This window comes from Amycolatopsis sp. NPDC051372, from assembly GCF_040682095.1.
Taxonomy (GTDB): Bacteria; Actinomycetota; Actinomycetes; order Mycobacteriales; family Pseudonocardiaceae; genus Amycolatopsis.
The window spans coordinates 52,411-75,197 of the sequence record NZ_JBFBAF010000043.1; the positions used below are offsets into that span (position 1 = coordinate 52,411).

Here is a 22,787-nt window from a genome sequence, read left to right on the forward strand (position 1 = left end):
CGTCCCTCCCGTGCTCCTCTGTGGACTCTTCCACCGTACGGTCGCGGCGCGCCGGGGAGCTATCGATGTTATGGCGGGTCAGATGAGGTTTTGCTCATGGATCTCTCGCAACCATTAGGTGGTGTTCCGGCCGTCGACCTTGATCAAATGGGTGACTAAAAGTCGGGACCTTGCGTCTGTTAACTAATGGGTATAGCGTCCTTATAGGCATTAGATGAGTGGCGGGTAGGACGGGAAGGACGGAGCCCGGCAAAAGCGGCGCGAAACATTCGCCGGCTCTCGCTCATGGGCAGAAAACTTTCATGAAGCGGGCCGAACCCCCGGCCTACGCTTCCTCGCGAGACTGTTCAAAGGAGACACGCTCATGTCCGAATCCCTCAAGGGGCGCAAGGTTCTCGTCGTCGGCCGCGGCAGTGGCATCGCGCGCGCCGTGGTGCTCGCGGTGCGCGCCGCCGGTGCGGAGGTCGTCGTCGCGGGTCGCGACGAGGAGAAGCTCAAGGGCGCCTACGACGATCCGGGTATCTCGGTCGAAACGGTCGACCTGACCGACGAGGCCAGCGTGGCCGCGCTCGCCGAGCGCCTTGGGCAGGTCGACCACGTCGTGTCCACGGCGTCGGCTCGCGCCCGTGGCCTGGTCGGCGACCTCGCCCAGGGCACGATCGCGCTTTCGTTCGAGACCAAGGTCATCGGGCCGATCCTGCTGGCGAAGCACCTGACCCCGAAGATGCCGGCCGACGGCTCGATGGTGCTCTTCTCCGGCGCGACGGCCCGCAAGCCGTCGATCGGGATGCTGGCCGTCGCCGCCACCAACGGTGCGGTCGACTCGCTCACCAAGGCGCTCGCGGTGGAGCTCGCGCCGATCCGCGTCAACGCCGTCTCGCCGGGCACGATCGACACCGGCGCGTACGACGCGCTCGGCGACGAGAAGAAGGCCGCGCTCTTCGCGCAGCGTTCGGCGAGCAACCCCGCGCGGCGGATCGGGACGTCGGAGGACATCGCCGACGCCGTGCTCTTCGCGCTGACCAACGGGTTCGTGACCGGGGTGTCGCTCGGCGTCGACGGTGGCGAGCCGCTGGTGTGATGCTGTCCTCAGTGGACGAAAGTTGACCGTGTACCTGCGCAATTCGGGTTACCACGAGGCGGCCTGGCGCGTGTCGGACACCGATCCGTGCGGGAGCAGGCCGGCGTGGCTCCGGTCGTGCCGAGGGGAACGAAACGATGAAGGGAGGTTCGTGATGCCATTACCGTGGTTGCTCGCTGCGCAGCCGGACATGTTCCGGGGCAAGTTCCTCGTGCCCGACGCGTTGCCGGATCGCCTGTCGTACCGCGAACCGCTGCGGCGCAGGCTGCGGGTGCGGTTCGCGGGGGAGTGGATCGCGGACAGCGAGGACGCGATTCTCCTGCACACGCCGGGGCGGTTCCCCGTCGCGTACTTCCCGGCCACGGACGTTCGCGTGGAGGTCCTGGAGTTCCGGCAGCGGACGACGCTGCACCCGGATCTCGGGAAGACGGCGTGGTTCGCCGTCCGCGTCGGGGACCGGGTTCACGAGGGTGCGGCCTGGCAGCACGTGCGTCCACCCGCTCACGCCGCGGAGTTCGCGAACCTCGTCGCCTTCTCGTGGCGGGCCATGGACGGGTTCCAGGAAGAGGACGAACCCGTCACCGCTCACGCGGCGGACCCGTACCACCGCATCGACGTGCGGAACGCCTCGCGTGAGGTCCTGGTCGAAGTGGACGGACGGTTGGTCGCGAAGTCGCGCCGCTCGCGGGTGCTGTACGAATCGGACCGGGAGCCGCAGTGGTACTTGCCGCGCGCGGACGTCGACGAGACCGCGTTGTCCGAGGAGACCTTGCGGACTCGGTGTCCGTACAAGGGGGTCGCGACCTACTACGCCATCGGTGGTCGGTCCGGGGCCGCGTGGTCCTATGCGGACGCGCCGGCGGAGTCGGCGGCGGTCGCCGGGTTCGTCGCGTTCGACCCGAACAAGCTCGGGGTGTACGTCGAAGGCAAGCGGCTGCACCATACGCTCGGCCGGGGCGGAGCGAAGACGGGTCTGGATCGGGCGTTCGCTTCAGGACGCTGAGGTCGGAATGCCGAGGCCAGGATGTTCAGGTCGAGGCGCTGCGGCCGGAACGCCGTGGTCAGCGGCCTTCCGCGAACAGCCGTTCGCAATGGTCGAGGAACGCCTGCGCGCGATGTGTGAGCGGGCCCCCGGCCGGCCAGCCCATGATGACCGGCGTCGAAGGTGCCTTTTCGCGCAACGGAAGTGCGATCACTGCCAAGCCTTCGTAGGAATGCGACAGCGCGGGTTGCTGAACGGTCATCGAGTAGCCGAGACCGCGGGCGACAAGCGACCGCGCGAGTTCGAAAGTTCGCGCCCGATGGGTCGGCACCATCGCCAGATGTGCGGACTCGAACACCGCGCGGAAGTAGCGCTCGCTCGGCGGCACGTCGAGCAGGATGAAGGGCTCGTCGGCCAGCTCCCCGAGCGAGAGCGACTCGCGGCCGGCCAACCGGTGGTTGCCAGGCAGGAGGACCGCCGGCTGCTGGTCGTACAAGGTTCGGAAGGCGATCGCGGGGTAGACGTCCTGTTCGTAGAGGAACGCGATCTCACACCGCCCGTCGAGCAGGTGGTCCTGGATCTCGGGCAGGCTGCCCTCGACGAACCGCACCGAGACGTCCGGATGATCGTTTTCGAACGTCGCGATGGCGGCCGGCAGGTGGAAGGGCGCGATCGGGCCGTAGCAGCCGACGACCAGCGTGCCGCTCACGTGGCGGCCCAGGCCCCGGGCTTCCACGCCGAGGTCGCTCATGGCCCCGACCACCCGCCGCGCGTCGGCGAGTACCTGCTTGCCGGCCGCGGTGAGCGAAGCACCACGCCGGGGTGAACGGATCACCAGCCGCAGGCCCAGGGCACGTTCCACCTCTGTGAGGGCGAGCGAAATGGCGCCCTGCGAGACGTGGCAGCGCGTGGCCGCGGTGGTGAGCGAACCCGTTTCGGCGACGGCGATCAGGTATTCGAGCTGCCGGATCGTCACGTTCGGCAGATTCATGAGCTCAGCATATAACTGGGCTCAGCTCTTCAAGCTGGACTCGGTAATCGCTGGTTGGCAGTGTGGTCAGCGTGACTCAGACGCGGAAGCACCGATACCCGTTCGTGCCGTACGCCCCGCCGCGGCTGACCGTCGCCGAGGGGTTGCGCCGAGGCGCGGAGTTCCACCGGCACCTGGATCGGCGGCGGTCGGTGCGCTGGTTCTCGCCCGACCCCGTGCCGGTCGAGGCGATCGAGCTCGCGGTGCGCGCGGCGAACACCGCACCCAGCGGCGCGCACCAGCAACCGTGGACGTTCGTCGCCACACAGGATGTGGTAATGAAACACCAGATCCGGGTGGCCGCCGAACAGGAAGAGCAACGTTTCTACCGCGAGCGCGAGATCCCCGAGTGGCGCGCCGCGCTGGCACCCCTGGAAACAGACGAACACAAGGCGTTCCTGGAAGTCGCACCGTGGCTCGTGGTCGTGTTCGCGCAGAAACACCGGGTGTTGCCGAACGGACAGCTGCAGAAGACCTACTACGCGTCCGAGAGCGTCGGGATCGCCTGTGGTTTTTTCGTCGCCGCGCTGCACTCGATGGGGCTCACGACGTTGACGCACACACCGAACCCGATGGCGTTCCTCGGCCGGGTGCTGCACCGCCCGGCGACCGAGCGGCCGTACATCCTCTTCCCGGTGGGTTACCCGGCCGACGACTGCGAGGTCCCGGCCCTCACGCGGAAACCGCTGTCCGAAGCGCTGGTGTTCGTCGGCGACTGAGCTTTCAGGCGAGGGTGATCGGGTCGTCCAGGCGGAGCGTGCCCGGCCGCACGACCTCGGCGTACGCGCCTGCACACGGCATGGCCTTGCCGAGGCCGGCGACGTCGACGCGGTTGTCCGCCATCACCGCGCGCACCGCCTGCGGGTTGCGCGGCAGCGTGCCGTGGGCGAGCGACGGCACGGCGCACCGCGGAGTGGGCAACGTGACCCGCAGCCGCGCGCCCGTGCCCACCTCGCCGAACTGGATTTCCTTGCCCAGCCAGTGGTTCTCGACGAACGCGCCGGTGCCGGGCGGGGTCGCGATGACGAGGTTCGGCCGGTACCGGATGGCCTCGGTGTCGAGGTGATCCAGCGTCGCGGTGCTGATGAGGTGGATCGGGGAGTGGTCCACGAAGTTGTGGCCGGGCGTGCCCTGGCCGATCTGCAGCGTCTGCGCCGGGACTACAGCGCTCACGCCGTTGTCGAGCACGTCTTCCGGTGCCGGGCGCTCCACGGACGCGCCGTCGGGCCGGAGTCCGGACACCGTGATCGCGCGGCCCAGCAGGTCCGACAGGCGCGAGCCGGCTTCAGGGTCGTCGGCGGCCAGTTTGGTGCCGTCGGGGAAGGTGATGAACACGCGGCCGTCGGTCTCGGCCGCGAGCTCCAGGAGGCGGCGCCACAGGCGCGGGTGCTTCGCCGTCGCGACGAAGCCGGTGTCGGAGTCGATCACGGCGAGCGTGCGGTCGCCGTCGAGACCGGCGGCGTCGACTCGCGCTTCGGTGACTTCCTCGCCGAGCATCGATTTCACCGGGTAACGCCGCAGCGCGATTACACGCACGTCTGCCTCCTCAGGGCTGTTCGGAACCGGACACGGGATGGTGGACAGCTGACGCGGTCGACGCGATGAGCACCCGCGCGGCGCGGGCCGACGTGTTGTGCAGCCGGTGCGTGCGGCCGGAGTCGAACTGGATGGAGTCGCCGGCCTTGAGCGCGATCTCCTCGGCGCCCAGGAGCAGCACGACGGCGCCGGCGCGGACGTGGAGCCATTCCTCGCCGGTGTGGTGCACGGCGCCGGTTTCGGTGCCGGGCGGCAGTTCGAGCTCGACCACCGCGATGGTGGCGCGCGGCCCGCTGAGCACCTCGTAGCGGCCCTCGGCGTTTTCGTGCGCGACGCCATGGCCGGCGCGCACGAGGTGGTAGTCCTCGTCGGGCTGGTCGGCCACGAGCTTGCCGATCGAGATGCCGTACGTGCGCGCGAGCTGCAGGAGGCTGCCGATCGAGGGCTGCCGTTCCCCGCGTTCGAGGCGCGACAGGTGGGCGACGGAGATCCCCGTGAGCTCCGCGAGGTGGGTGAGCGTGAGCCCGCGATCCGTGCGCAGCTGCTGGAGCTTGCGCGCGACCAGCCGGTCGATGTCGCTGTCGTCACCCGTGATCGGGCACCACCCGGTGGCCGGTCACGCGCCGGCCTGGCGGGTGCGCTGGTAGTGGCGGCGGGCCTTCATGCGGTTGCCGCACACGGCCATCGAGCACCAGCGGGCGGTGTTCGGCTTGCTGTGGTCGATGAGGAACCGGCGGCACTCCGGGTTCGCGCACGGCCGCAGCCGGCCGGGGCTGGCGTGGCGCAGCGTGTCCCAGGCCAGCACCGCGCGCGAGGCGGCCGCTCGGCCGGACACGGTGTCGAGGTCCCACTTAATGCCGCCGTCGTCGAAGACCGCGCGGTAGCTGAGGCCGTCGACGAAGTTGGCCAAGGCTTCCGGCTCCGCGTCGCCGCGCACGACGTCCTGCAGCGCCGAGCGCACGTCGACCAGCGCGCGCCACTCCTGCGCGGACGCCGGCTGCCCGTGGGCGGTGAGCCACTCGCGGCCGAGCTCGGCGTCGGCAAGCTCGTCGTGCGGCGTCCCGTCGAGCACCGGGGTGGTGTTCAGCAGGTCGAGCAGCAGCTTCTCGTCGGTCACGAGTTCAGACTAACCGGCAAACTCGGGGTTGACAAGTTAGGCAGACCCTGTTTGAGTTCTAACCATCAAACACAACGTTAGGAGTTAGCCATCATGACCGCTGTTCACCACCGCTACGCGACCGTCGACGGCCGGCAGCTCTTCTACCGCGAGGCCGGGCCCGCCGACGCCCCCGTGGTCGTGCTGCTGCACGGCTTCCCGACCAGCTCGTTCATGTTCCGGAACCTGATCCCGGCGCTGGCCGACCGCTACCACGTGATCGCGCCCGACCACCTCGGTTTCGGCCTGTCCGACGCGCCTTCGGCCGACGAGTTCGACTACACCTTCGACGCGCTGACGGACCTCACGGCCGGCCTGCTGCGCCAGCTCGACGTCACCCGCTACGCGATCTACGTGCAGGACTACGGCGCCCCCATCGGCTGGCGCCTCGCGCTCGCCAATCCCGACGCAATCACGGCGATCATCACCCAGAACGGCAACAGCTACGACGCCGGTTTCGTCGACGGCTTCTGGAAGACCGTGTGGGACTACCAGGCCGAGCAGAACGCCGAGACCGAGGCCAACATCCGCGGCGCGCTCAGCCTCGACCTGACGAAGTGGCAGTACGTCACCGGTGTCCCCGACGAGACGCTCGTCAGCCCCGACGCCTGGAACCACGACTTCGCGCTGCTTTCGCGCCCGGGCAACGACGAGATCCAGCTCGCGCTCTTCCGCGACTACGCCACCAATCCGCCGCTGTACCCCGCGCTGCACGAGTACCTGCGCAAGACCCAGCCGCCCGTCCTCGCGGTCTGGGGCAAGAACGACCCGATCTTCGGCCCGGACGGCGCCACCGCCTTCTCCACCGACGTGCCCCACGCCGAAATCCACCTCCTCGACGGCGGTCACTTCCTTCTCGAAAGCGCAGGCGACGAGGTCGCTGCCCATATTCGCGACTTCCTGGGCCGCGTGGCTTCGCCGCGCTGAGCTTTCCCTTGCAACGGGGGATTTCTCTCGCCGCCACCGGCCTTCCCCCAGGCGGCCCGCCCCTTCGCGACGCCATCCCCGCCGCGCAGGGTACGTGGGCCCGGCGGGCCGGCGCCCAGAGCCCGCACTCCGGGCGCCGGCCTGTGTCCGGCTTTGCGCGCGGAAGCCTCTACCCACAAGAAACTTTGCTTGGCCGCGGGCAGATCACCTCGCCGGTATGACAATCCCCGCTCTCCTGGGGCATGCCCATTCTATCGGCCACCTCCGACAAGATCGGCGCTCAAGCCGATCTGGGGCCGAGTTGTCCACAGCCCAAACGGGTGTGGACAACCCCTGGTCCAAGCGGCGCGCCCACGGCTCGGCCGCAAGAAACGCCGATGCACCGCGGCACGAAACCGCGGCACACCGGCGTCGACCGACCGGTCTCGCGAGTACACGGTCCCGCGCGGGAAGTCCCGCACCACAGGCTGCTTCGCCACCATCACCCGCACACTTTGCGGCACGTACCCAGGAAATGGGCCGGAACCGCGAATGCGTGGAGTGCGACGGGTTCTGATTCGAACGCGGGCTGGTCGAAAAAACGCACCGCCGGGCCGTGGTGGTGTGGCTCGACGGTGAGCGGGGAAACTGCGCGGGGAACGTTGAACGGTGTCAGTCGAGCACGTCGGGTTCGGTTTCCACCACGACGTCCGCCATGATGTCAAAGCTGTGGCGCGCCATGTTGGCGCTGCCGAACTGGCGGTGGGCCAGCGTCGCTTCCTCGTCCGTCATGACGCGCGGGGTGCCCGCGGCGTCGGCGAGCAGCTGCATCTGGCACGCGCGGTCCATGGCGATGAACCACCACGCGGCCTCGGCCACGGACCGGCCGACGGTGAGCAGTCCGTGGTGGCGCAGGATCGCTGCGCGTTGTCCACCAAGACGTGTGGCAATCCGCTCACCTTCTGTTTTCTCCAGCACAAGACCCTTGTACTCGTCGAACAGGACATGATCACCGTAGAACGCGCAGGATTCCTGGATGATCGGATCGAGTTCTTTTCCGAGCGCGGCGAACGCACGGCCGAACACGCTGTGCGCGTGGGCCACCGCCACGACGTCCGGGCGCGCCCGGTGCACCGAGGAGTGGATCCAGAACGCGGCCTTGTTCGTCCGCCGGGAACCCTCGGCGACCTTGCCGTTCTCGTCGATGAGCAGCAGGTCGCTGACCTTGATGCGGGAGAAGTGCACCGCGTACGGGTTGACCCAGAACCGGTCCGGGAACTCGGGATCGCGCACGGTGAGGTGGCCGGCGATCCCCTCGTCGAAGCCGTAGCGGGCGAACAGCCGCAACGCCACGGCGAGATCTCGTTTGCGCGCCGCGCGTTCGGCTTCGACCGTGCCCGCCTCCGCCGGCAGGTCGCCCAGGTCGAGCTGGTCGGCTGTGCCGGTCTCCGGTGCTTCGGTGGAAATGCTCACGCTCGTCCTCCTCGCCGGGGGTGTTCGCTCCTATGCCTGCGGTTTGCCTGAGAGGCAAACATCGTCTCCTCACTGGCAAATGGGAAAGCAGGCGGTGACGGGTCTCGGGGGACTCCGCCACCACCTGCCGGTGAGGGGGCGGAGCAGCTGGGGGAGGGCGAGCGGCTGCTCCGCGGTCACAGTGTGCGCCCGTCCGCGCGATTTGCCCCGAAAGTGGCCTGAATGGTCAGTGATGTCTGTCCGGGTGGTCACTCCGTCCTCCGGGGCAGACATCCGTAGCCGTTCGGCCAGACCTGGGTGTCGGCTACCGATTTCCCTTGCCGCACAGCGGGATCGGAGCTGACGCCGTGCTGTCGGTGGAGCAAGATCTCGACTCCGGCCGGATGGGCCGATCTCGACAAGCAGTTCTTTGAACAGCGACCGCGCCGCGACCTGGTTGCGCCAGACCGTGCCGTCGTCCGAGGTCATCGGGCGTTCGCCGAACTGCGAGTCCGGCGTGGTGGCGATGACGAGGTCGCCGGGACCGCCCGCCCAGGGGACGTACCGCGGCGGCCGGCCAAGTAGCCCGCCGACCGCGTCCCGCGCGGTTGGTTCCGGCCGGCCAGCCCGAACAGCCGCAGCGACTGGCCGGTCGGAACCAGGCGGCCGCCACCGCGTCGACGAGCGGAGTCTGCCCGATCGCGCCGGCGATCAGCCGATCCGTGAGGGCGAGATCCACCACGTGCAGCCCGGCGAAAGACCTGCCCCACACGACGATCCGGCTCGCGTCGAGCGTCGGCTGGGTCGCGACCCAGCCGACGGCCGTGCGGTAGTCCTCGCGCTGGCGCGGCACGGAAACCACTTCGTCGCGTCCTGCCCTCCCCGATCGAGGACAAGAGAACCGCGTCTACCGCGAACCGGTGGGTGTCGCGCGGCTACCCCTCGAAGCCGCCGAAGCCGCGGTAGTCGAATACGACACTCGCAAACCACGCGCCGGAACCGGGTCGCGAACGCGGCGAGGCCGCCGCCGTCCTTGACCGCACCGACCAGGCCGATCCGTGTTCGAGAACCACCGGCAGCAACGGCACCGCCACCATCGCCGCGCGCCCGACCGGGCGACGGCAGGCCAAGCTCGCGGGCAAGTGGGTGGTGGGTGGCCGTGGCAACCAGCTGCGCGACTCGAACCCGCACGACGGCTCCACGGTCGCGGAGTTCACCGTCGCCGGCACCGCGGACATCGACCGCGCCTACCTCACCGCGAAAGAAAACCAACACGCGTGGGGGAAAACGAACGCCTACCGACTACGACGTCTACGAGGGCGGCGCGAGCTTCGCGGACACGGTCGCCGCGGAGGTCGCCTTCCTGGGCCGCGTCAGGGCACGCTGAGCTTCCTTTGCCGCGTCATGAGCAGGCGCGCGTAGATCAGCCCGAGGAGCCCGACGTGCGCGAGGAGGAGGGCGAACGCCGGGCTCTGCCGCTCCACGGGGAAGCAGTCGCCGAGTGAGTCGTCCTGCCACGCGATCGCCGGGTCACACGCCGCGCCGGACGGGGTCACGAAGTCGGGGCCCCCGAAGAGGCCGCGGAACGCGAGGAACACCCCGACGACGATGGCTGCGACGCTGACGAACGCGACGATGGCGCGTGGTGACACAGGCTGCTCCTCGGATCCGCGGGACGATCACTCGATCGCGGAATTCCTCTCCTTCGTTACGTACCGGACGCTCGGGACACGAAGCAGTTCGCCGTCGCCGTGGCCAGGAGCGTGCCCGAGGTGTCCTGCAGGCGTGCTTCGGCCAGCACGACCTGGGGTCCGGAGTGGAGGACGCGACCGGTGGCCGTGATAGGGCCGGTGTCGATGCGGACGGCCTTGAGGAAGCGGACGGAGAGGTCCAGGGTGCTGAACCCGCTGCCGACGGGGAGGGTCGTGTGCACGGCGCACGCGGCCGCCGAGTCGAGCATCGTGGCGTAGAGACCACCGTGGACGGTCCACATCGGGTTGTAGTGGTATTCGCCCGGGGTGAGGCGGAAGACGGTCTCGCCGGGTGACGCCGAGACCAGGCGGAGGCCGACGAGGTCCATCATCGGCGCGGAGGGGATGTCGCCGCGTGCCATGGCGCGGAGAAACTCCAGCCCGCTGAGCTCGGCGGCCGCGGTGGCGAACGCGAGGTGGTCGGCCCAGGACACGACGCGCACGCGTTCGGCATCGGTGGTGTTGGTCATGGTGTTTCCTTCACAGCGGACAGTTCGTTCAGCGCCGATTGGAGTCCGGTGTCCACCGCGGCGCGCATCAGGTGCGGGCGGCGCTCGGTGCGGCCGATGCGGGCGCTGCCGACGGGTGGGCGGACTTGCAGTGTCGCGGGGTGCGAAGCCAGCAGTCGTTCCTCTTCGGCCCTGAGCGCCGCGCGGTCCAGCCACGTCTCGAGCGCACCCGGTGCGTGGCGGGCGAACCAGCGCGACGCGACCAGCCGCTCACCGCGGGACGGTGCCGTCGCCGCGCCCTCGTCCGACCGTCGCGTGCGAAACGCGACGAGGTGTGTTGCTTTCTGCGCAAGTGCTGTTCGCACGGGAACGGATTCGCTCACCCCGGCGTCCACGAAATGTCGTCCACCGATCACGATCGGTTCGCCCGCGAGCAGGGGCATGGCCGTCGACGCACGCAGCGCGGCCTGCAAGCCGGCCTGGTCGTGGAGGTGCTCGTGCAGGTCCGCGGACTCGCCGGTCATCGCGTCGGTGGCGGTGGGGTGGAACTCGACGGGGTTGTCGAGGATCTCCCGGAACCCCATCGGCACGATCTCGGTGTAGAGGGTGTGGACGAGGAAGTCCGTGTCCACCACCGGCCGCCGGCTCAGGATGCGCTTGGGGTCGATCGTCCGGCCCATGATCATCGGGTCCCACCACGCGTGCTGGGTGCTTTCCGCGCGTCCGCACAGCAGCCACGCACCGTTGAGCGCGCCCGCCGAACTGCCGTAGACCGCGTCGAACATCGGCAGCAACCCGAGCTGTTCGATGGCGATCGTCATTCCGCTCGAATACGCACCTCGCGAGCTCCCACCCTCGATCAGCAACACCAAGCGAGCGCCGTCATCGCGGTTTCCGGGAGTGCTCCCGCTGCGCCTGCGTTCTCTCAGCAACTCCACGACGGCGTCGGTCACCGTTGCACCTTCTTTCGTTCGGAGGCTTTTCGTTCAGAGGAGGCGAAGATTTTTCCCTGGGTGACGGCGAGCAGTGCGCCGACGACGGTGATCACCGCACCTGCGACCTGCATGGTGGTGAACGACTCACCCAGGAACACCACGGAAGTCACCGTGCCGAACACGGGCACCGCGAACATGGTGATAGTCGCGGTCACGGGACTGACAGCCCGCAACCCCCGGTAGTAGAACAGGTACGCGATCGCGGTCGGGCCGATCGCGAGGAATGCGAGGTTCTGCCACGTGAGCGTGGACACCGATGTCCACTCAGTACCAGAAAGTGAGGGAATTGCGACAAGCACCAACGCCAGCGCGCCCACACCCGTGGCATACGTCGTGGCCCGCAACGGTTCCATCCCGCTCAGCACCTTCTTCGATGCGATGCTGTAGGCCGCCCAGCACGCCGCGCCCGCCAGGTAGACGAAGTCACCGACGAGGCGAGTTCCGCTGAACCCCGTACCACCCCCGCCGACACCGACGAAGAACACGACCGAGCCCGCGATCCCCAGCACGAGCCCGGCGATGCGCGCACCGGATGCCGGTTCTTTGCGGGTCACGAGGAAGTACAGCGTGGTCAGCACGGGACTGAGCACGGGCACGATGATGGTGCCGTCGATCGCGGGGGCGAGGGAAAGCCCCCAGAAGAAAAAGAAGTTGTACGCGAACACCCCGACGAGCCCGACCAGTCCGGCTCGCGCGAGGTCACGCCACGAAAAGCGCGCCGAACCCGGCCGCACGCACAACAACCCCACGAGGATCACCGCGCCCGCCCCGAAGCGCAGGCACGCGGCGACCTCGTGCGGCAGCTCACCCACCACGACTTTCGAGCTGGTGAAAGCCGCCCCGAACAACGCCATCGTGATGAGCAGGTACGAATACGGAGCGACGCCACCGTCGCGGTGTTCGGGCATGAGTTCGGTCCACTTCGTTGCGGGTACGGGAAGGGCTGGGGATCACACCGATCCTCGCCGCCCGGCGCGCAGATTTCTTGTACGTTCCTTGCATGGCAGGCGAATCCGAGATCACCGCGTGGAGCCCCGGCGTTCCCGGCATCAGCGAGGTGTTCCACGCGCACTTCGTGCAGCACGCCTACCCCGTGCACACGCACACCGTGTGGACGCTGCTGATCCTCGACGACGGCGTGCTGCAGTACGACCTCGACCGCCACGAGCACGGCACCCTGCGTTCGCAGGTCGTGCTCCTGCCGCCGCACGTACCGCACAACGGCCGCACCGCGGCGCCGCGCGGGTTCCGCAAACGCGTGCTCTACCTGCCCGAGGACGCGCTCGACGCGCGGCTGATCGGCCCGGCGACCGACCAGCCGAACCTGCGGGACCCGAAGCTGGCGAACCGGATCAGCCGGCTGCACGACACGCTCGCCGCGCCGGGCGACGAGTTCGAGGCGCAGAGCCGGCTCGCGTTCATTTTCGAACGTCTGGGCACACACTTGCGCCGCGATGTGATCCGCCGCGAGCCGGATCGCGGGCTGGCCGACGACTTGCGCGACCTGCTGGACTCGCGGGTGGTCGCCGGGCTGCCGCTCGACGAGGCGGCGCGCCTGCTGCACGCGGACCCGACGCACCTGGTCCGCGCGTTCTCCCGGCGGTTTTCGCTGCCGCCGCACCTGTACCTCACGGGCCGTCGCGTGGAGCTGGCGCGGCGGCTGCTGCTGGCCGGTGTGCCGGCCGCGGCGGTCGCCACCGAGGTCGGCTTCTACGACCAGTCGCACCTGACCCGGCACTTCAAGCGCATGCTGGGCGTGAGCCCGGCGCGGTTCGCCGGACGGCGGTGAGGCCACGGCTACTCCCACAGGTCCGTCGACAGGTACTTCAGGCCCGAGTCGGGGATCACGACGGCGACCGTGGCGCCGGCGAGCTCGTGCCGCAGGAGGTGGAGGGCCGCGGCGACGTTGGCACCGGCGGAGAAACCGGCGAAGATGCCTTCGCGGGTGGCGAGCAGGCGAGAGGTCCGGCGGGCTTCGTCGCCGCTGACCTGGAGGTAGCCGTCGAGGGGCACGTCACGCAGATGTGTGAGGTCGGCCCGGCCGAAGCCGCCGCCCTGGATGGGGTGGTGGGATTCGAACACCTCGTGTCCGGCGAGCACCGCGGCGCCCTCGGGTTCGACGGCGAAGCACTGGATGGCCGGATCCCGTTCCTTCAGCGCCCGCGTGACGCCCGCCAGGCAGCCGCCGGTGCCGACGAAATCGGCGAACGCGTCGAGCCGGCCGCCCGTCTGCGCCCAGATCTCGGGGCCGGTGCCGGTGTAGTGGGCCTCGACGTTGTGGTGGTTTTCGAACTGATCGGAACGGAACGCACCGCGTGCCTGGGTGATCGACCGAGCTTGCTTTTCCACCAGCGCCATGTCCACGCCCGCAACACGGCCGGGCACGGAACCGGGGGCCTGGTCGACGAGCACGACCTCGGCGCCGAGCGCGGCGATCATGCGCGCGCGTTCGGTCGAGCTCCCGCGCGACAGCACGGCGACGAACGGGTGGCCGGTCACCGCGCACGCGATGGCGAGGCCGGCACCGGTGTTGCCGCTGGTGAGCTCGACCACGGGCTGGCCGGGCTGCAGCGCCCCGGTTTCCTCGGCGGCCCGGATGATCCGTTTCGCGACGCGGTCCTTTTTGGACCCGCCGGGATTGAGGTACTCGAGCTTGGCCAGCAGGGTCCCGTCGACGCCGCCGGTGACGCGGTCGAGCCGGACCATCGGGGTGTCGCCGATCGCGTCGAGCGCCGAGGGCAGGACGCCGACTGCTACTCCTGTGCGAGCAATAGCGCTATCATTCACCGTCATGTCCCAGGATAGCAGTTCGCGAAACGTGGCCAATGTGCTGCGAAATGAGCTCAATCACTACTCGCCGGGTGAGAAACTGCCGTCGAGCCGGGCTCTTGTCGAACGCTTCGGGGTCAGTCCCGTGACGGTGTCGCGCGCGCTCGCCGTGCTCGCGGCCGACGGGCTGGTGGTGACACGGCCGGGGGCCGGTGCGTATCGCGCGGAGACGGTTGCCCGGGAGAAGCCGGTTGTCGACACGTCGTGGCAGGAGATCGCGCTCACGGCGGATGGCCAGGGTGGCGAGCGGGTGGTCGACGCGTCCGGCTTGAGCGCCGGCCTGGCTGTGCCGCCGCCGGACGTGGTCGCGTTCAACGGTGGCTATCTGCACGCTTCGCTGCAGCCCGAACGCGCGATGGCCGGCGCGTTGGCGTCGGCGGCCCGCCGCCCGGGCGCGTGGGAGCGGCCGCCGCCGGCCGGGCTGACGGCGTTGCGGGCCTGGTTCGCGCGGGAGCTGAGGCTCACGCCGGCCGAGGTGGTGATCAGTGGCGGTGGCCAGGCGGCGCTGAGTACCGCGTTGCGTGCGCTCGCGTCGCCGGGATCCGCGGTCCTGGTCGAGTCGCCGACATATCCCGGGGTGCTCGCCGCTGCCCGCGCGGCCGGGTTGCGCCCGGTGCCCGTTCCGATGGACGACGGCGGGGTGCGGCTCGACCTCCTGCGGGAGGTGCTCGCGGCGACCGGGGCGAAGGTGTTCTACTGCCAGCCGTTGGTCCAGAATCCGACCGGGGCCGTGCTCGCGCCGGAGCGGCGGCGCGAGCTGCTGGAGATCGTCCACGCGGCCGGTGCGTTCCTGCTCGAGGATGACTGGGCGCGCCACCTCGGGCACGGTGGGCCGGTGCCGGCTCCGTTGGTCGCGGACGATCCCCACGGTTCGGTGGTCCACTTGGGATCGTTGACGAAAGCCACGTCGCCCAACCTGCGGGTCGCGGCGCTCGCCGCGCGGGGCCCGGTGCTGGAACGACTGCGCGCCATCCAGGTGGTGGACAGCTTCTTCGTGCCGAGGCCGTTCCAGGAGGCCACTTTGGACCTCGTGGCTGCGCCGTCGTGGCCGCGGCACTTGCGTGCGCTCGCGGCGGGGCTGCGGGAGCGCCGTGACGCGATGGTGGGCGCGCTCCAGCGGGAGCTGCCTTCGCTTGCTCCGCCGAGGGTGCCGACGGGTGGCCACTACCTGTGGTTGCGCCTGCCCGCCGGGACGGACGAAACCGCCCTCACCTCCGCGGCTCTGCGCGCCGGGGTGGCGGTGTCGCCCGGCCGCGGGTACTTCGCCGCCGAGGCTCCGGCTCCGCACTTGCGGCTGGGGTTCGCCGACACCTCGGGCGCGCAGGAAATCACCGAAGGTGTTCGCCGTCTCGCAACGGCGTGTGCGGAAGTCAACCTTTGAGCAGCGCACGCGCCATCACCATTCGCTGGATCTGGTTGGTGCCCTCGTAGATCTGCGTGATCTTCGCGTCGCGCATCATGCGTTCCACCGGGAAGTCGCGGGTGTAGCCGGCGCCGCCGAACAGCTGGACGGCGTCGGTCGTCACCTGCATGGCCACGTCGGACGCGAAACATTTAGCGCTGCTGGCGAAGAAGGTCTTGTCGGGCTCACCGCGCTCGACCTTCGCCGCGGCGAGGTACACGAGGCTGCGGGCGGCCTCGATCTTCATGGCCATGTCGGCGAGCATGAACTGCACACCCTGGAACTCGGCGATCGTCTTGCCGAACTGTGTGCGGTCTTTGACATACGCGCGTGAGGCATCGAGCGCGCCCTGTGCGATTCCTACCGCTTGGGCGCCGATGGTGGGCCTGGTGTGATCGAAAGTGCGCATCGCGGTCTTGAAGCCCGTGCCCGGTTCACCGACGATCCGGTCGGCCGGGACGGTGCAGTCGGTGAAGTAGAGCTCGCACGTCGGGGAGCCCTTGATGCCGAGCTTGCGTTCCTTCGCGCCGACCTCGAAGCCCGGGTCGTCGGCGTGGACCACGAAGGCCGAGATGCCGGCCGCGCCCTGGTCGGCGTCGGTCACGGCGAACACGGTGTACCAGGTGGCCACGCCGGAGTTGCTGATCCAGGCTTTGGCGCCGTTGAGGACCCAGTGGTCGCCGTCGAACCGGGCCCTTGTTTTCATCGCAACAGCGTCTGAGCCGGATTCTCGCTCGGAAAGTCCGTAGGCGAACAACGCCTGTCCGTTTGCCAACGTCGGCAGGACCTGCTTCCTGAGGTCTTCGGACGCCGACAGCAGCACGGGCATGCTGCCCAGCTTGTTGACCGCCGGGATCAGCGACGAGCTGACGCACACCCGGGCGACCTCCTCGATCACGAGGCAGGCGGCCAGGCCGTCCGCGCCTTCGCCGCCGTACTGCTCGGGGACGTGGATCGCGTGGAACCCCGCCGCCGTCAGCGCCGCGCGGGCTTCTTCGGGGAAGCGCGAGTTCTCGTCGACGTCCGCGGCGTGCGGGGCGATTTGTTTTTCGCACAGGGAACGTACGGTTGCGCGCAATTCGTGGTGTTCTTCGGACATGCGGAAGGCTTCGAAGTCAGGGTTCGCGAACGGCTGGTTCATGTCGGTCTCCATCTGCCGAGGGAAGGGTCAGGGGTTGGCCGCCGAGCATCATGAGGGGGATGGTGGCGAGGGTGGCCAGCGCGGCGATCACGAGCCACAGCGCGTAGGAGGCGCCGCCGGCGAGCGCGGCGAGCAGGTACGGCGCGGCGAACCCGAGGTAGGCCAGCGCGTAGAAGATGCTGACGAGCCCGGCGAACTCGTGCTGCTCGGCCATGCGTTCCACTTTGTCCAGGCCGGTGACCATGAGGATGCCGTAGCCAGTGCCGAGGACCACGGCCGTCACGAGGACCAGCGGAGTGACCGGGTGCCACGCGACGAGCGCCGTGCCGGCCAGTCCGAGTGCGGTGACGAGCAGCCCGGCCACCGGGGCGTGCAGGTGCCCGGCGTGCGCGAGCCGGCGCGCGATCGGCTGGACGAGCGCGCCGAGCGGCAGCGTCAGCCCGCCGACCAGCCCGCTGAACGCGACGGGCGTGCTGATCGCGCTCGCCGTGTGGCTGGGCAACAACGCGGGCAGGGTCGCGATGCTGATCGCGACCGTCCCGAACACCCACGGCGCCCACGGCACCACTCCGAGCAGGAAGTGGCGCGACACCGCCGGCCGTGGCAGCCACTGCGCGCGCTCGGCCCGCGCGAGTGCCGGCGCGGTTTCCGGCACCCGCCACGCGAGCACGAGCACTCCGGCCATCAACGCCAGGTGCACGACATACGGCAGCTCCACCGGCCACGGCAACCACTGCGCGAGCGCGCCGGCCAGCAACGGCCCGATCCCGAACCCCAGCGACAACGCGGCGGCCGAGCGCCGGGCGCCACGGCCGGGCGGGGACAGCTCGGTCACCCACGCGGTGCCCGCGCTGTACGCCGCGCCGGACGCGACGCCGGCCAGGAACCGCCCGACGTACAGCGAGGGCCACCACACCGGGCCGAGCATCAGCACGAGCGTGGCCAGCACCGAGACGAGCATCGCGGGCCGCAACACGGCGCGCCGCCCGTACCGGTCCGCCGCCCGCCCGCTGAAGATCAACGCCGGCACCAGCCCCACGGCGTAGATGCCGAAAATGCTCGTCGCCGCCGACTCCGGCAACCCGAGCTCACCCCGGTAGACCAGCAACAGTGGCGTGAAGTGGTTCGCCCCCCACGCAACGCCGAACAACGCGGCCGCCGCCCGCACCCAGGCGACTCGACTCTGCGTGGACTGGTGCACGTTCAACTCCCAAGCGAGATTCTCGTTGTGGGGACAGGGATGTCAGGACCGCGGGGGCTCCTCCACGGCTGCGGCGACCGGTGTGGGCCGACGCGCGCTGCGCCGCGGCTTTCGGAACCGGTCGGCGTTGTCAGCGTTGTTCGGAATGGCTCATGGCCGGCTCCCAAACGAGGTCTCCGTTGTGGCAACGGGAAGTCAGGACCCGTGGGCCCTTCGACAGCCGGCGAGGACTTCGGGGGAGCAGTTGCGGCGACTGGGGTGGGCCGCTGCGCGCTTCGCCGCGGGTTTCGGAACCGGTCGGTTCCCCGCTGTTCTGGATGCTTCACGGTCGACTCCCAAGCGAGGTTCTTTGGTTGCCGGGGTGTCAGGACCCGGGGCTCTTCGACGGCTGGCGAGGACATCGGCGGCGCAGCCACGGCGACCGGGTAGGCCGACGCGCGCTTCGCGGCGGCTTTTCGGAACCGGTCGGTTCCCCGTTGTTCGGGATGGACCACGGGCAACTCCCCGACGAGGCTTGTGTGGTGGCCGGGATGCCGGCACCGCCGAGGCCGCGGCGCGGAGCGGGTGTTCGGGCTGTGCGGATTCGCACACCGAGTCACGGCAGGCGGGCGGGTTCGACGGCCGGCCAGGTCGCCGGTGGGGGTTGCCGCAGCGACGAGGGTGGGACGGGCGTGTGTTCGGCGGTGGCGTGGAGCTTGCCGTCGCGGGAGGTGATGGAGCCGGCGCGGAGCATGGTGGTGATGAGTTCCGTGGCGAGGGACTCGGGGGAGCGGCGCAGCAGCCAGGCCGCGTCCTTGAGCCAGGCGCGCGCGTGGAGGTAGGGCTCGACTTCGTCGGTGGGGATGCCGTCGCGGATCATGAGGGCGTAGGCGAAGACGCGGCGGGCGCCGTATCAGACGGCGCCGTCGGGGTCGTCGACGAGGCGCCGGGCGCGGCGCGCGGCGTTGGCGAGGGCGGCGCCGGTGTCGGCGGGGATGGGCCCGTGTGCGGGAAGGAGCACGCGGGGTTCGAGATCGATCAGGTGTTGTACGGAACCGAGCGCGGTGGTGGTGGCATCCGGACCGTCGAGGGCGAGGTTCACCCAGCCGACGTCGTAGTCCGACAACGCGTCGCCGACGGCGAGGAGGCGTTCGTCCGGTTGCCAGAGGGCGAGATGGCCCGGGGTGTGGCCGGGTGTTCGGATCACCTCCCATCCGGTGTCGCCGAGTAACAAAACCTGTCCGTCGTCGAGCAGTTCGTCGACGGAGTAGGGCGGCACGGGCTGGTCGAGGTACTCCATCTGGCAGCAGCCGGGGTCGCGCCGGGCGACGGCGAGTGCGTCGCGGGCGCTGGCGGCGATGCCGGCGCCGCTTTTCTGCAGCAGGGCGTTGCCGCCGACGTGGTCGCAGTGCCAGTGGGTGTTCACGACCAGGTTGAGCGACGCGGTGTGCGCGCGGACCCACTCGGCCGTCTCTTCCGCGTGCCCGACGAAGCCGCTGTCCACCAGGGCCGGTTGCCGGCCGGGCAGCAGGAGCAGGTTCGCGTCGGGGAACGGGCGCTGCTGCCAGGCCAGCCACGAAGGTAAGCGGTCGAAGTCGAAGGGCACGGGTCCTCCTTCGGAAGTCACAAGAGTCCACTGTGGAGAAATGTCCACTGTGGAACCGTAGCCACGCGCGCACGCGCGCGGGAGCGGAGCTCCGAACGCCGTGCGGCACGGGATTGATTGTCGCAAAAGGAAAACCGGGTTTCAACGCGGTTACCCCCGTTCAAGGGTAGCGACGGGCCGGCCGGAAAACGCATAGTCGCGGTATCACGCCGAAGGAAGGATCGCTGGTGACCACGAGCGACGCACACCGGGGCTACAAGGCGAGCCGCGACCAGCTGTTGGCATTGCGCGGCAAGCACGTTCGCGCGGTCGAGGAGTTCCGCTGGCCCGACCTCGGCGAGCGGTTCAACTGGGCCGTCGACTGGTTCGACGCCGTCGCCCGCGACAACGCCGACAACGACCGCCCGGCCCTCGTCATCGTCGAGGAAGACGGCTCGGAGACGCGGCGAACGTTCGGCGAGCTGTCCCGCGCGTCCGACCGCTTGGCGACGTGGCTGCGAAACCGGGGTGTCCGCAAAGGACACCGCGTGCTGCTGATGCTCGGCAACCAGGTCGAGCTCTGGGAGGCCATGCTCGCGATCATGAAGCTCGGCGGCGTGATCATGCCGACGACGACCGCGCTCGGAGCCGCCGACCTCACCGACCGCATCACCCGAGGCGAGCCGCGGCACGTGATCTGCAACGCCGCCGACACGCCTAAGTTCGCCGACGTTCCCGGCGACTACACGCGGATCAGCGTCGGCCCGGCGGAAAACCGGGCCGACTTCCTCAGTCCCGATCTGCACAGTGCCGACTTCCGCTGGGCCGACCTCCATGAAGCCGCCGATCTGCCGCACACCCCGGTCGAACACCCCGGCACGGCACCCGGCGACCCGCTGCTGCTGTATTTCACCTCCGGTACCACGACGCGGCCCAAGCTCGTGGAGCACACCCAGGTCTCCTACCCGGTCGGGCACCTCGCCACGATGTACTGGCTGGGTTTGTGGCCGGGCGACGTCCACCTCAACATCTCGTCCCCGGGCTGGGCGAAACACGCGTGGTCCTGCTTCTTCGCCCCGTGGATCGCCGAGTCGACGATCTTCGTCTACAACTACAGCCGCTTCGACCCGGCCGCATTCCTGAACCAGCTGCGTGTGCGAAAAGTGACAACGTTCTGTGCGCCGCCCACCGTCTGGCGCATGCTGATCAACACCGACCTCGGTGCCCGCCCGGCGGGCCTGCGCGAGGCGATCGGCGCCGGCGAACCGCTCAACCCCGAGGTGATCGAACGCGTCCGCGCGGCGTGGGGCATCACCATCCGCGACGGCTTCGGCCAGACCGAGACCACCGCACAGGTCGGCAACACCCCCGAATCCGACGTCCAACCGGGCTCCATGGGCCGTCCGCTGCCAGGGGTTCCGGTCGTGCTGGTCGAACCCGCGAGCGGCAAGGTGGTCTCAGGACCGGGGGAGGGCGAAATCTGCCTCGACCTGGCACAGCGTCCGCTGACGTTGATGACCGGCTACCTGGCCGACGACGAACGCACCGCCGAGGCCATGGCCGGTGGCTACTACCACACCGGCGACGTCGCCTCGATCGACGAAGACGGCTACCTCACCTACATCGGCCGCACCGACGACGTCTTCAAGGCCAGCGACTACAAGATCAGCCCGTTCGAACTCGAGTCGGTGCTCATCGAACATCCCGCTGTTGCCGAGGCGGCCGTGGTGCCGGCGCCTGACGCCGTCCGCCTGGCGGTGCCGAAGGCCTACATCGGACTGGCGCCCGGACACGAGCCCACCAAGGAGACGGCGCTGTCCATCCTGCGCTACGCCCGCGAGAACCTCGCCCCGTACCAACGCGTGCGCCGCCTCGAGTTCGCCGATCTGCCCAAGACGATCTCGGGCAAGATCCGCCGCGTGGAGCTGCGGGCCCGCGAACTCGGCGCGGAAGCCGGCACCGAATGGCGCGACGACCAGTTCCCCGACCTGGCCCGCTGAACCGCCGAACCGCCGAACGCTGAACCGCCGAACCTCGACTGCCGAAGGACCGCCGCCATGCCTGGCTCCGAAACCTACGAACACTTCCTCTCGCTGCACACCCGCCCCGAGGGCCTCGTCATGCCCAACGCCTGGGACGGCCTCTCCGCCCTGCTCATGGCCGACGCCGGCTTCGAAGCGATCGGCACCAGCTCGGCCGCGTTCGCCGCGACGCTGGGCCGGTTCGACGGCCGCCACGCGGTGAGCCGCGAAGAACACCTCGACCACGCGAAACTCCTGAAGCGGCTCACCGAGCTCCCGATCAACGGCGACTTCGAGGACGGCTACGGCGAGGCCTGCGAGGACGTGGCCGCCACCGTCGAGGCGGCGGTCGAGGCCGGGCTGGCCGGCATCGGTGTCGAGGACACGACCGGCACCGGCGAGAACCCGATCCGGCCGTTCGACGAGGCGGTGGACCGCGTGCGCCATGCCGTCGCGGCGGCGAAGCAGCGGATCGTCGTCACGGCCCGCGCCGACAACTTCATCCAGGGCGTCAACGACCTTGACGACACCATCCGCCGCCTCAGCGCCTTCGCGGAAGCCGGCGCCGATGTGTTGTTCGCGCCGCTCCCGCCCGACCTCGCGTCGGTGGAGAAGATCGTGCAGGCGGTAGCGCCCAAGCCGGTCAACGTCGTGGTGTCACCGGCGGACAAGACGCTGACGGTGTCCGAACTCCACCAAGCCGGTGTGAAGCGGATCAGTCTCGGTTCGTCGCTTTACGCACACGTGATGTCCGTCCTCGATCAGGCCGCGATCGATCTGGCCGGCGGTGACCTCGCCGCGGCGACGAGCGGCTCGCGGTTCCGGTTCCGCCGCCTGCTGCGCCAGGCCAAGGGGTGACCGGCGGCGCGGGGATCGAAGCAGCCATTGTGGACATCGCGGCGGGTCGTGCGGTGGTGGTGGTCGATGATGAGGATCGTGAGAACGAGGGCGATCTGATTTTCGCGGCGGAGAAGGCGACGCCGGAGTTGCTGGCGTTCATGGTTCGCTACACCTCGGGGTATGTGTGCGTCTCGCTCACCGAAGCCGAGGCGGATCGGTTGGATCTGCCGCCGATGTATCACACGAACCAGGATGTGCGCGGTACTGCGTACAGCGTGACGGTGGACGCGGCGGAGGGCATCACGACGGGTATTTCGGCGGCGGATCGTGCGCACACGATGCGGTTGCTGGCTGATCCGGCGGCGTCGGCGAAGGATTTCCGCCGTCCCGGGCATGTGGTGCCGTTGCGGGCGAAGGAGGGTGGTGTGTTGCGCCGTCCGGGGCACACCGA

At 69.5% G+C, this 22,787-nt stretch carries 23 protein-coding genes; 9 read left to right on the plus strand and 14 right to left on the minus strand.

Going from position 1 to position 22,787, the window contains the following annotated elements:
• Nucleotides 1-364: 364 nt before the first annotated feature.
• The gene (locus AB0M56_RS43910) at nt 365-1,081 is read left to right on the plus strand and encodes an SDR family oxidoreductase (protein WP_364187616.1); all 717 of its coding nucleotides are present in this window, start codon (nt 365-367) and stop codon (nt 1,079-1,081) included.
• A gap of 154 nt (nt 1,082-1,235) precedes the next feature.
• A complete protein-coding gene (locus AB0M56_RS43915) occupies nt 1,236-2,084 on the plus strand; it encodes a DUF427 domain-containing protein (protein WP_364187619.1) in 849 nt (282 codons plus the stop codon).
• Nucleotides 2,085-2,142: 58 nt separating this feature from the next.
• Here the strand turns inward: AB0M56_RS43915 and AB0M56_RS43920 are convergent, their stop codons facing one another.
• A complete protein-coding gene (locus AB0M56_RS43920) occupies nt 2,143-3,054 on the minus strand; it encodes a LysR family transcriptional regulator (RefSeq protein ID WP_364187622.1) in 912 nt (303 codons plus the stop codon).
• A 71-nt stretch (nt 3,055-3,125) separates the two neighbouring features.
• On the opposite strand from AB0M56_RS43920, the gene AB0M56_RS43925 reads away from it, so the two are divergent.
• Nucleotides 3,126-3,812 (plus strand): nitroreductase family protein, encoded by a 687-nt coding sequence (locus tag AB0M56_RS43925; RefSeq protein WP_364187625.1) that lies wholly within the window; start codon nt 3,126-3,128, stop codon nt 3,810-3,812.
• Between the two features lie 4 nt (nt 3,813-3,816).
• Here the strand turns inward: AB0M56_RS43925 and AB0M56_RS43930 are convergent, their stop codons facing one another.
• Genes AB0M56_RS43930 through AB0M56_RS43940 form a run of 3 tightly spaced genes read right to left on the minus strand, consistent with a single transcriptional unit; the run spans nt 3,817 to nt 5,746 of the window.
• A complete protein-coding gene (locus AB0M56_RS43930) occupies nt 3,817-4,629 on the minus strand; it encodes an MOSC N-terminal beta barrel domain-containing protein (RefSeq protein WP_364187627.1) in 813 nt (270 codons plus the stop codon).
• Nucleotides 4,630-4,639: 10 nt separating this feature from the next.
• Complete coding sequence (locus tag AB0M56_RS43935; protein ID WP_364187683.1) at nt 4,640-5,224, minus strand: cupin domain-containing protein; 585 nt, start codon at nt 5,222-5,224, stop codon at nt 4,640-4,642.
• 21 nt (nt 5,225-5,245) lie between these two features.
• Nucleotides 5,246-5,746 (minus strand): CGNR zinc finger domain-containing protein, encoded by a 501-nt coding sequence (locus AB0M56_RS43940; protein ID WP_364187630.1) that lies wholly within the window; start codon nt 5,744-5,746, stop codon nt 5,246-5,248.
• Nucleotides 5,747-5,839: 93 nt separating this feature from the next.
• Between AB0M56_RS43940 and AB0M56_RS43945 the strand changes: the two genes are divergently transcribed.
• Complete coding sequence (locus tag AB0M56_RS43945; RefSeq protein ID WP_364187633.1) at nt 5,840-6,712, plus strand: alpha/beta fold hydrolase; 873 nt, start codon at nt 5,840-5,842, stop codon at nt 6,710-6,712.
• A gap of 651 nt (nt 6,713-7,363) precedes the next feature.
• Here AB0M56_RS43945 and AB0M56_RS43950 read toward each other — a convergent pair.
• The 5 genes from AB0M56_RS43950 to AB0M56_RS43970 all read right to left on the minus strand — a co-directional run bounded on the left by AB0M56_RS43950 (nt 7,364) and on the right by AB0M56_RS43970 (nt 12,246).
• On the minus strand, nt 7,364-8,164 hold the full coding sequence (locus AB0M56_RS43950; protein ID WP_364187636.1) for a class II aldolase/adducin family protein: 801 nt from the start codon (nt 8,162-8,164) through the stop codon (nt 7,364-7,366).
• A 1,352-nt stretch (nt 8,165-9,516) separates the two neighbouring features.
• The gene (locus AB0M56_RS43955; RefSeq protein ID WP_364187639.1) at nt 9,517-9,795 is read right to left on the minus strand and encodes a hypothetical protein; all 279 of its coding nucleotides are present in this window, start codon (nt 9,793-9,795) and stop codon (nt 9,517-9,519) included.
• A gap of 56 nt (nt 9,796-9,851) precedes the next feature.
• On the minus strand, nt 9,852-10,364 hold the full coding sequence (locus AB0M56_RS43960; RefSeq protein WP_364187642.1) for a PaaI family thioesterase: 513 nt from the start codon (nt 10,362-10,364) through the stop codon (nt 9,852-9,854).
• On the minus strand, nt 10,361-11,296 hold the full coding sequence (locus tag AB0M56_RS43965) for a patatin family protein (protein ID WP_364187645.1): 936 nt from the start codon (nt 11,294-11,296) through the stop codon (nt 10,361-10,363). The genes AB0M56_RS43960 and AB0M56_RS43965 overlap by 4 nt, the downstream gene beginning before the upstream one ends.
• Entirely contained in the window at nt 11,293-12,246 is a 954-nt protein-coding gene (locus AB0M56_RS43970; protein WP_364187648.1) for a DMT family transporter, read from the minus strand. The genes AB0M56_RS43965 and AB0M56_RS43970 overlap by 4 nt, the downstream gene beginning before the upstream one ends.
• Nucleotides 12,247-12,338: 92 nt before the next feature.
• On the opposite strand from AB0M56_RS43970, the gene AB0M56_RS43975 reads away from it, so the two are divergent.
• Nucleotides 12,339-13,127 carry an AraC family transcriptional regulator gene (locus AB0M56_RS43975; protein ID WP_364187651.1) on the plus strand — a complete coding sequence of 263 codons (789 nt, stop codon included), beginning with the start codon at nt 12,339-12,341 and terminating at the stop codon, nt 13,125-13,127.
• 8 nt (nt 13,128-13,135) lie between these two features.
• Here AB0M56_RS43975 and AB0M56_RS43980 read toward each other — a convergent pair whose 3' ends face one another.
• Complete coding sequence (locus AB0M56_RS43980) at nt 13,136-14,131, minus strand: cysteine synthase family protein (RefSeq protein WP_364187654.1); 996 nt, start codon at nt 14,129-14,131, stop codon at nt 13,136-13,138.
• On the opposite strand from AB0M56_RS43980, the gene AB0M56_RS43985 reads away from it, so the two are divergent.
• A complete protein-coding gene (locus AB0M56_RS43985) occupies nt 14,130-15,548 on the plus strand; it encodes a PLP-dependent aminotransferase family protein (protein ID WP_364187657.1) in 1,419 nt (472 codons plus the stop codon). The two genes, AB0M56_RS43980 and AB0M56_RS43985, sit on opposite strands and share 2 nt — an antisense overlap.
• Here the strand turns inward: AB0M56_RS43985 and AB0M56_RS43990 are convergent.
• The 4 genes from AB0M56_RS43990 to AB0M56_RS44005 all read right to left on the minus strand — a co-directional run bounded on the left by AB0M56_RS43990 (nt 15,538) and on the right by AB0M56_RS44005 (nt 19,496).
• On the minus strand, nt 15,538-16,710 hold the full coding sequence (locus tag AB0M56_RS43990; RefSeq protein ID WP_364187660.1) for an acyl-CoA dehydrogenase family protein: 1,173 nt from the start codon (nt 16,708-16,710) through the stop codon (nt 15,538-15,540). The genes AB0M56_RS43985 and AB0M56_RS43990 overlap by 11 nt on opposite strands.
• The gene (locus tag AB0M56_RS43995) at nt 16,685-17,911 is read right to left on the minus strand and encodes an MFS transporter (protein ID WP_364187663.1); all 1,227 of its coding nucleotides are present in this window, start codon (nt 17,909-17,911) and stop codon (nt 16,685-16,687) included. Before AB0M56_RS43995 ends, AB0M56_RS43990 begins: the two co-directional genes overlap by 26 nt.
• Before the next feature lie 595 nt (nt 17,912-18,506).
• On the minus strand, nt 18,507-18,770 hold the full coding sequence (locus tag AB0M56_RS44000; RefSeq protein WP_364187666.1) for a hypothetical protein: 264 nt from the start codon (nt 18,768-18,770) through the stop codon (nt 18,507-18,509).
• Between the two features lie 33 nt (nt 18,771-18,803).
• Nucleotides 18,804-19,496, minus strand: a complete 693-nt coding sequence (locus tag AB0M56_RS44005; RefSeq protein ID WP_364187669.1) for an MBL fold metallo-hydrolase — start codon at nt 19,494-19,496, stop codon at nt 18,804-18,806.
• Nucleotides 19,497-19,723: 227 nt separating this feature from the next.
• Between AB0M56_RS44005 and AB0M56_RS44010 the strand changes: the two genes are divergently transcribed.
• From AB0M56_RS44010 to AB0M56_RS44020, 3 genes are all read left to right on the plus strand, one after another.
• Nucleotides 19,724-21,475 carry an AMP-binding protein gene (locus AB0M56_RS44010; protein WP_364187672.1) on the plus strand — a complete coding sequence of 584 codons (1,752 nt, stop codon included), beginning with the start codon at nt 19,724-19,726 and terminating at the stop codon, nt 21,473-21,475.
• A gap of 57 nt (nt 21,476-21,532) precedes the next feature.
• Nucleotides 21,533-22,354: an isocitrate lyase/phosphoenolpyruvate mutase family protein gene (locus AB0M56_RS44015; protein WP_364187674.1), complete on the plus strand. Its 822-nt coding sequence runs from the start codon at nt 21,533-21,535 to the stop codon at nt 22,352-22,354.
• The coding region (locus tag AB0M56_RS44020) for a 3,4-dihydroxy-2-butanone-4-phosphate synthase (RefSeq protein ID WP_364187677.1) at nt 22,351-22,787 on the plus strand (437 nt) is incomplete at its 3' end. The genes AB0M56_RS44015 and AB0M56_RS44020, both read left to right, overlap by 4 nt.

Excerpts from the sequence above, each read along its gene's own strand:
- AB0M56_RS43985 (WP_364187657.1), top strand. The coding sequence starts at position 14,130 with ATGTCCCAGGATAGCAGTTCGCGAAACGTGGCCAATGTGCTGCGAAAT.
- AB0M56_RS43960 (WP_364187642.1), bottom strand. The coding sequence starts at position 10,364 with ATGACCAACACCACCGATGCCGAACGCGTGCGCGTCGTGTCCTGGGCC.
- AB0M56_RS43980 (WP_364187654.1), bottom strand. The coding sequence starts at position 14,131 with ATGACGGTGAATGATAGCGCTATTGCTCGCACAGGAGTAGCAGTCGGC.
- AB0M56_RS43945 (WP_364187633.1), top strand. The coding sequence starts at position 5,840 with ATGACCGCTGTTCACCACCGCTACGCGACCGTCGACGGCCGGCAGCTC.
- AB0M56_RS44000 (WP_364187666.1), bottom strand. The coding sequence starts at position 18,770 with ATGATCCGCGACGGCATCCCCACCGACGAAGTCGAGCCCTACCTCCAC.
- AB0M56_RS43975 (WP_364187651.1), top strand. The coding sequence starts at position 12,339 with ATGGCAGGCGAATCCGAGATCACCGCGTGGAGCCCCGGCGTTCCCGGC.
- AB0M56_RS43990 (WP_364187660.1), bottom strand. The coding sequence starts at position 16,710 with ATGAACCAGCCGTTCGCGAACCCTGACTTCGAAGCCTTCCGCATGTCC.
- AB0M56_RS43915 (WP_364187619.1), top strand. The coding sequence starts at position 1,236 with ATGCCATTACCGTGGTTGCTCGCTGCGCAGCCGGACATGTTCCGGGGC.
- AB0M56_RS43920 (WP_364187622.1), bottom strand. The coding sequence starts at position 3,054 with ATGAATCTGCCGAACGTGACGATCCGGCAGCTCGAATACCTGATCGCC.
- AB0M56_RS44015 (WP_364187674.1), top strand. The coding sequence starts at position 21,533 with ATGCCTGGCTCCGAAACCTACGAACACTTCCTCTCGCTGCACACCCGC.
- AB0M56_RS43970 (WP_364187648.1), bottom strand. The coding sequence starts at position 12,246 with ATGCCCGAACACCGCGACGGTGGCGTCGCTCCGTATTCGTACCTGCTC.
- AB0M56_RS43910 (WP_364187616.1), top strand. The coding sequence starts at position 365 with ATGTCCGAATCCCTCAAGGGGCGCAAGGTTCTCGTCGTCGGCCGCGGC.